General features: G+C 63.8%; 8 protein-coding genes. All 8 read left to right on the top strand.

Annotated elements, in window-relative coordinates; all coding sequences use genetic code 11:
• Positions 1-55 precede the first annotated feature (55 nt).
• Positions 56-826, top strand: a complete 771-nt coding sequence (locus HX873_RS29590) for a FadR/GntR family transcriptional regulator (protein WP_003215747.1) — start codon at positions 56-58, stop codon at positions 824-826.
• 96 nt (positions 827-922) lie between these two features.
• Positions 923-2125, top strand: a complete 1203-nt coding sequence (locus tag HX873_RS29585) for an ABC transporter substrate-binding protein (RefSeq protein ID WP_177123614.1) — start codon at positions 923-925, stop codon at positions 2123-2125.
• A 67-nt stretch (positions 2126-2192) separates the two neighbouring features.
• Positions 2193-3053 (top strand): branched-chain amino acid ABC transporter permease, encoded by an 861-nt coding sequence (locus tag HX873_RS29580; RefSeq protein ID WP_003215751.1) that lies wholly within the window; start codon positions 2193-2195, stop codon positions 3051-3053.
• 1 nt (position 3054) lies between these two features.
• Positions 3055-4065 (top strand): branched-chain amino acid ABC transporter permease, encoded by a 1011-nt coding sequence (locus HX873_RS29575; RefSeq protein ID WP_087694650.1) that lies wholly within the window; start codon positions 3055-3057, stop codon positions 4063-4065.
• Complete coding sequence (locus HX873_RS29570) at positions 4062-4811, top strand: ABC transporter ATP-binding protein (protein WP_003215756.1); 750 nt, start codon at positions 4062-4064, stop codon at positions 4809-4811. The genes HX873_RS29575 and HX873_RS29570 overlap by 4 nt, the downstream gene beginning before the upstream one ends.
• Positions 4811-5506, top strand: a complete 696-nt coding sequence (locus tag HX873_RS29565; RefSeq protein ID WP_003215757.1) for an ABC transporter ATP-binding protein — start codon at positions 4811-4813, stop codon at positions 5504-5506. Before HX873_RS29570 ends, HX873_RS29565 begins: the two co-directional genes overlap by 1 nt.
• A 13-nt stretch (positions 5507-5519) precedes the next feature.
• Complete coding sequence (locus HX873_RS29560) at positions 5520-6791, top strand: Zn-dependent hydrolase (RefSeq protein WP_177123613.1); 1272 nt, start codon at positions 5520-5522, stop codon at positions 6789-6791.
• Positions 6788-7886, top strand: a 1099-nt coding sequence (locus HX873_RS29555; RefSeq protein ID WP_256349681.1) for an amidase, incomplete at its 3' end; no start/stop codon positions are given. The genes HX873_RS29560 and HX873_RS29555, both read left to right, overlap by 4 nt.

Below are 7886 nucleotides of genomic sequence, written 5' to 3'. Positions count from 1 at the left end.
CCCCAAACCCCTATTAAGTACTATTAATCCGCATTAATAGGATCAATCAAACACCATGCTAAGCCGCCCGTTGCGCCGCAAACGCCAGAAGCTCTCCGACGTGATCGTCGAGTCGGTCAAACGCTCCATCGTCACCGACGCCCTGAAGCCCGGCGACCGCTTGCCCACCGAACGCGAACTGATGGAAAGCTTCCAGTGCTCCAAAGGCTCCGCCCGCGAAGCCCTCAAGGCGCTGGAAGTCGAAGGCCTGGTCAACACCCGCACCGGCCCCAGCGGCGGCGCCTATCTCAACCAGGCCGGCACCGAACCCGCCAGCCGCGCCCTGCGCAACTACCTGCACTTCCAGCACCTGGACGGCGAGCAGGTCTACCAGCTGCGCAAAGTCATCGAAGTCGAACTCGCCGTCTCGGTCCTGGGCCGCCTGAGCGAAGACGACTACCGCGCCCTCCAGGACAACGTCGATTTCTGCAGCGCCCCCGAAGACAGCGAAGCCGGCCAACGCGAACAACGCATCGCCGAACTGGAATTCCACAACCTGCTGGCCAAGGCCTGCCCCAACCCGCTGCTGAGCTTCATGGCGCAATTCCTCAACGACCTGCTGCGTGACCTGGTCGTGCTGAAAAAAGCCTACAAACCCAAGCGCAAGCAATTCGACGCCGCCAACCTCGACTACCACAAACAACTGCTGATCGCCTTCCGGGCCGAAGACGAAGCCACCGTACGCAGCCTGATGCACGAACACATGTGCGACGCCGAACACCACATGACCGCCCTTGAAGGTGAAGTCAGCCCGCACTTTCTACTGGAGTTCGACCACAACCACTAAGCCGCACCCTCCACCAATAAAAGGCCTGCCCACAGGCCGTGCTCCACCGTATCGCCATTGCCACTCCTGCCAATAACTAATCCAGGGAGTCACCCCATGCAGCGTCGTACGTTGTTGAAAGCCAGTCTCACCGCAGCCGCCGCCCTCAGCCTCCCGCTGAGCGTGCGTTCTGCATTCGCCGCCGAGCCTTTTACCTTTTACGGCCTCAAGTCCATGTCTGGCGCCTTTGCCAGTTATGGCAAATTTGCCGACATGGGTTCACGCCTCGCGGTGGAACAGCATCCCGAGTTACTCGGCCGCCCGCTGGTCTACAAAGTGATCGACACCGAAGGCAACGCCGGCAAGGCCGTGCGTAAAGTCCAGGAAGCGATCCAGCAGGACGGCGCACGCTTTTTCCAGGGCTGTACCCTGTCGTCTTCGGCACTCGCGGTGGCCAAGGAAGTGAGCAAGGCCGGTGGCGTGTTCATGACCCCGGTGGGCGCCGATGAAGTCACCGGCAAGGACTGCAACAGCGCCACGTTCCGCTGGTCGGTGCCGACCTACGGCGCGATCCGCGAGACCCTCGTGCCGCTGATCAAGCTGCTGCCCGACGCCAAGCGCTGGTACACCATCACCCCGCAATACGTGTTCGGCGAAGCCCTGCTCGAAGGCGCCAAATCGGTGCTGGCCGAGCATGGCCTGGAACACGCCGGCAACAGCTACCACTCGCTGCAGGAGCAGGAGTTCTCCGGCTACCTGACCAATGCCATCGCCGCCAAACCCGACGTGCTGGTGCTGCTGAACTTCGGCAGCCAGTCGTCCAACACCCTGCGTCAGGCGGTGAACTTCGGTATCAAGGAGCGCATGAAAGTGTTGCTGGTGTGGTCCGCCGGCCTCGACCAGTTCCAGGAGCTGGGCAGTGACGTACTGGAAGGTGTGTACCTCGGCGCTCAGTACTGGCATCAGGTCGACACCCCGCTCAACCGTGACCTGGTGAAACTCACCAAGGCCAAATACGGCATCAACCCCACTTACCCGCTGGCCGCCGACTACATCAGCACCAAGGTCATGCTCGAAACCATCATCTCCACCGGCAGTTTCGACGGGCCGACCGTGGCCAAGGCCATGCAGGGCCTGAGCTACGAAGGCCCCACCGGCAAGGAGTCGATCCGCTCCGGCGACCATCAGGTGATCAAGGACTACTACCTGCTGGTGGGCAAGGCCGCAGGCGACATGGCCGACAAGGACGATCTGGCCAAGGTGCTCAGCTCCGGCCAGTCGTTCCCGCCGGTGGAAGCCACGGGCTGCGTGCTCGGCTGATCCGCTGAAAATCTACTGGTGACACAGCGCAGGGCCGCTCATGCGGCCACCTGCCGAGGGTTCCTGCATGCTTAATCTTTACCTGTTCCAGATTCTCAACGGCCTGGGCCTTGGGATGATCTACTTCCTGATCGCGGTCGGCTTGACGATCATTTTCGGCCTGCTGAACTTCGTCAACTTCGCCCACGGTGCGTTCTTTTTGCTGGGCGCCTACATCTGCTACACCGCCGTCAGCCTCACCGGCAGCTTCTGGCTGGCACTGCTGATCGCGCCGCTGGTGGTGGCCGCGCTGGCCTGGGTGATCGAGCGATTATTGATCCAGCGGATTTATCACTTGCCGCACATGTTCCAGATTCTGGTGACCCTGGGGATTGCCCTGATCATCCAGGAAGCCAGCGTGATGATCTGGGGCCCGGTGGGCAAGAGTGTCGCCGTACCGGAATTGCTGCGCGGGGTGCTGGTGGTGGGCGATTTTGTCTACCCCTACTACCGCCTGTTCCTGATCGTGTTCTCCGGCCTCGTCGGCCTTGGCCTGTGGCTGCTGCTGGAACGCACGCGCTTCGGCGCCCTGGTGCGGGCCGGCAGTGAAAGCACGGAAACCGTGTCCCTGCTGGGCACCAACATTTTCCGCCTGTTCTCCATGACCTTCGCCCTCGGCGTGGCCCTCGCCGGTGTGGCCGGTGTGCTGTTCGCCCCGTTGCGCGGCGCCCAGCCCTTTGTCGGCCCGGAAATCCTCGGCGTGGCGTTCGTGGTGGTGGTGATTGGCGGCATGGGTTCCTTCAGCGGTGCACTGGTGGGCGGCCTGCTGGTCGGCGTGGTGCAAAGCCTGATGACCACACTCTGGCCCCAGGGCGCGAGCCTGATGATCTACGGTGCGATGGCCGTGGTGATCCTGGTGCGTCCTTACGGCCTGTTCGGGAGAGCCTGACATGAGCGAGAAAAATCCCCTGCCGTTCGCCAAGACCCAGTCGCGCTACATGCTGCTGTTGGTGCTCGTGGTGTTGATCGGCCTGCCGTTGATTCTGCCCTCGGCGACCCTGGCCACCGAGATCCTGATCTTTGCCATGGCCGCCCTCGCCTGCAACCTGCTGCTGGGTTACACCGGGCTGCTGTCGTTCGGCCAAGGCATCTTCTTCGGGGCCGGCGCCTACTGCGCGGCGCTGTTGATGATTCACCTGCAACTGGGGCTGTTCAGCGCACTGCTGGGTGCCGCCGTCGCCGGTGGTTTCCTGGCTTTCCTGGTGGGCGCCCTGGCGATCCGTCGCACCGGCATTTACTTCGTGATGCTGACCCTGGCCTTCAGCCAGATGGCCTACTTCGTCGCCTACACCCTGAGCGACTGGACCGGCGGCGACAACGGCCTGCTCAGCGTGCCGCGCCCGGAAATCCGCATCGGTGACACCGTGCTTCTGTCGCTGACCGACGCCCGCGCGTTCTACGGGTTTGTCGCGGTGCTGTTCCTGCTGATCTTCATCGGCGCCCGCCGGGTGATCGCCTCTCCATTCGGCAGCACGCTGATGGCGATTCGCGAAAACGAAACCCGCGCTTCGGCCATCGGCTATGACACCCGCCACTTCAAGATCCTGGTGTTCGTGTTGTCCGGCGCCGTCACCGGGATTGCCGGGGCGCTGTACGCGATGCTGCTGCACTTTGTGCCGCTGTCGAACATCGACCTGGCGATGTCCGAAAACATCCTGATCATGACCATCGTCGGCGGCACCGGCTCGCTGTTCGGCTCGTTGCTGGGCGCCGGTTCCATCGTGCTGCTGGGGGACTTCCTTTCCGATCTGTGGCCGCGCTGGCTGATGCTGCTGGGGGTGATCCTGATCCTGGTGGTGATCTTCATGCGCGGCGGTTTGTGGGGCGGTCTGTCGACCCTGTTCGACCGTGTGCGCGGCAGCCGCAAGGCCGACGTTGTGACCAAGGAGAAGCTGTCATGAGCATCCTGCTGGAAACCAAGAACCTGGAACTGGCCTACGGTGCGTTCCACGCGGTGAACGGTGTCAACCTCAAGGTCGAAGCCGGCACCATCCACACCATCATCGGCCCCAATGGCGCGGGCAAGACCAGCCTGTTCCACTGCCTGACCGGCGAACGCCAGGCCACCGCCGGAGCAATTCATTTCGACGGCAAGAACCTGATGCGCAAACCGGCCCACGGCCGCGTCGGCCTGGGCATGGCGCGCTCGTTCCAGCTCACCAGCCTGTTCCAGAACCTCAGCGTGCGCGAAAACCTGCGCCTGGCCGCCCAGGGTCGCGACGGCGCCCGCGCGCTGAACTTCTGGCGCCGGGTCGACAGCAAGCGCGAACACCTGGAAATGGCCGACCAGGTGTTGGAACGCCTGCAACTCACCGCCCGCGCCGACACCCTGGCCGGCGAGTTGTCCCACGGTCAGCAGCGGGTGCTGGAAGTCGGCATGTCGATCTGCTCCAGACCCAAGCTGCTGATGCTCGACGAACCCACCTCGGGCATGGGCATCGACGACATCCCGATCATGACCCAACTGATCAGCGACCTCGGCCGCGACCATACCGTGCTGCTGATCGAGCACAACATGAGCATCGTCATGTCCATCAGCCAACGCATCACCGTGATGAGTCACGGCCAGATCCTGGTGGAAGGCACACCGGAATTCGTGCGCGCCGACGAGCGCGTGCGCACCGCCTACCTGGGAGAAGCCGCCTGATGCTGACCGTCGACAATATCCATTCCTACTACGACAAGAGCCACGTCCTTGAAGGCGTGTCCCTGACCGTCAACCCTGGCGAACTGGTGACCCTGCTGGGGCGCAACGGTGCCGGCAAGACCACCACCCTGCGCAGCATCCTCGGGATTATCTGCCCGCGCCAGGGCCAGATTCACTTCAACGGCCAGCCGCTGGTGGGGCAGAAAATCTTCGAAATCGCCCGCCAGGGCCTGGCGCTGGTGCCGGAGAACCGCGGGATTTTCCGCCTGCTCACGGTGGAGGAAAACCTGCGCATTGCCGTGCGCAAGACCAGCCGCTGGCAGATGGAAGACGTGTACGGCATGTTCCCGCGCCTCAGGGAGCGCCGCAAGAACGCCGGCCACGCGCTGTCCGGCGGTGAGCAACAGATGCTCGCCATCGCCCGCGCGCTGCTCAACGATCCCAAGCTGCTGATCCTCGATGAGCCCACCGAAGGCCTCGCGCCGGTGATCGTCGACGAGCTGGTGAAGATCCTGCGCAAGGTCAAGGAAGACGGCCTGCCGGTGCTGCTGGTGGAACAGAACCTGATGGTCTGCGACAAGCTCGCCGACCGCCATTACGTCCTCGAACAGGGCCGCGTGGTGTACGAAGGCAGTGCCGAAGCCTTCCGCGCCGACCCGACGATCAAGAACCGTTACCTGGCCCTGAGTGCCTGACCGGAGACTGCTGATGAATAGTTTTGCGCAACCGCTCCAGAGCAACGCCCCGCTGATCAACCGCGAGCGCCTGTGGCAATCGTTGATGGACCTCGCCCGCCTGGGCGCCACGCCAAAAGGTGGCGTATGTCGCCTGGCCCTTACCGACCTCGACCGCCAGGCCCGCGACCTGTTCGTGCAATGGTGCGAAGCCGCCGGATGCAGCGTCAGCGTCGACGCCATCGGCAATATCTTTGCCCGCCGTGCCGGGCGTAATCCGGCACTGGCGCCGGTGATGACCGGCAGCCATATCGACACCCAGCCTACCGGCGGCAAGTTCGACGGTTGCTACGGCGTGATGGCTGGACTGGAGGTGATCCGCACCCTCAATGATTTGCACATCGAGACCGAAGCACCGATTGAAGTGGTGGTGTGGACCAACGAAGAAGGCTCGCGATTCCCGCCGTGCATGATGGGTTCTGGGGTGTTCGCCGGTAAGTTCGACCTGCAGGAAACCCTCGACAAGCAGGACGAGCAAGGGCTGTCGGTGGGCGCTGAATTGCAGCGCATCGGCTATGCCGGTTCCCGCGCCGTGCTGGGCCACCCGGTGGGCGCCTATTTCGAGGCGCATATCGAGCAGGGTCCGGTGCTGGAAGACCAGGCCACCACCATCGGCGTGGTCATGGGCTGCCTGGGCCAGAAGTGGTTCGACCTGACCCTCACCGGCGTCGAAGCCCACGCGGGCCCGACGCCAATGCACCTGCGCAAGGACGCACTGGTAGGCGCGGCGCAAGTGGTCAGCGCGGTGAATCGCATCGCCCACGAACAACAACCCCACGCCTGCGGCACCGTCGGTTGCCTGAGCCTGCATCCCGGCTCACGCAACGTGATTCCCGGCCAGGTGCACATGACCATCGACCTGCGCCACCTGCACGCCGACAAGCTGCAAGCGATGGTCGACGAAGTGCGCCAGGTGATCGAAGCCACCGCCGAGCAACACGGCTTGAGCTTTGAGCTGATACCCACTGCCGACTTCCCGCCGCTGGATTTCAACCCTGCCTGTGTCAACGCCGTGCGTGATGGCGCGAGCAGCCTGGGCCTGAGCCATATGGACATCGTCAGCGGCGCCGGGCATGACGCGATCTTCGTCGCCGAACTGGGCCCGGCCGGAATGATCTTTGTGCCGTGCGAAGGCGGCATCAGCCATAACGAAATCGAGAACGCCGCGCCGGATGACCTGGCGGCGGGCTGCGCGGTGTTGCTGCGGGCCATGGTCAACGCGGCGCAAGGAGGTAAAGCGGCATGACGGATATCGCCAACCTGACCGCAGTTGAGCTGCTGGCCCGCTATCGGGATAAAAGCCTGTCGCCGGTGGAGGTCACCGAAGACGCCCTGCTGCGAATCGAACGCTACAACCCGGCGGTCAACGCCTACTGCCACGTCGACCCGGAAGGCGCCTTGAAGGCGGCGCGGGATTCGGAACAGCGCTGGCTCAAGGGCCAGCCGTGCGGGGCCCTGGACGGGGTGCCCTCCTCCATCAAGGACCTGACGCAGACCATCGGCATGCCGACGCGCAAGGGTTCGCGTACCACATCCGCCGAGGGTCGATGGGATGTGGATGCGCCCTTCTCGGCCTTCATGCGCAAGGCCGGCGCGGTATTGCTGGGCAAGACCACCACACCGGAATTCGGCTGGAAAGGCGTCACCGATAACCCGCTGTATGGCATTACCCGCAACCCGTGGGACACGCGCATGACGGCGGGCGGTTCGTCCGGTGGTGCCGGTGCGGCGGCGGCCTTGAACCTCGGCGTGCTGCACCAGGGCAGCGATGCCGGCGGCTCGATCCGGATCCCCTGTGCCTTCACCGGCACCTTCGGCATCAAGCCGACCTTCGGTTATGTGCCGCAATGGCCGGCCAGTTCGATGACGATTCTGTCGCACCTGGGGCCGATGACCCGCACCGTGGAAGACTCGGTGCTGATGCTGCAAACCATCGCCCAGCCGGATGCGCGGGATGGTTTGATCGGCGCGCCCCGGACCACGCCATGGTTGCACGCCGGGGCTGATTTGAAGGGGCTGCGTATCGCCTATAGCCCGAACTTCGGTTATGTCGATGTGGACCCGCAAGTGGCCAGGGTGGTCGCCCAGGCGGTAGAAGGCCTGGTGCAGCTGGGCGCGCAGGTTGAACAGATTGATCCGGGGTTCAGTGATCCGCTGGAGGTGTTCAATACTTTATGGTTTGCCGGTGCAGCACGCCTGGCCGGGCCGTTGAGCGATGCGCAGCGGCAATTGATGGACCCGGGGTTGCTGCGCATTGCCCGACTGGGCGAGCAGATCAGCCTCAGCGATTACAGCGCCGCTCTGGAAGCACGGGCAGCGCTCGTGGCGCGCATGGCGGCAT

This window comes from Pseudomonas sp. P7758 (assembly GCF_013386485.1).
In the GTDB taxonomy this organism is placed as follows: domain Bacteria; phylum Pseudomonadota; class Gammaproteobacteria; order Pseudomonadales; family Pseudomonadaceae; genus Aquipseudomonas.
Note: the sequence above shows the minus strand (reverse complement) of the source record. Positions and strands in the feature narration are given on the sequence as shown.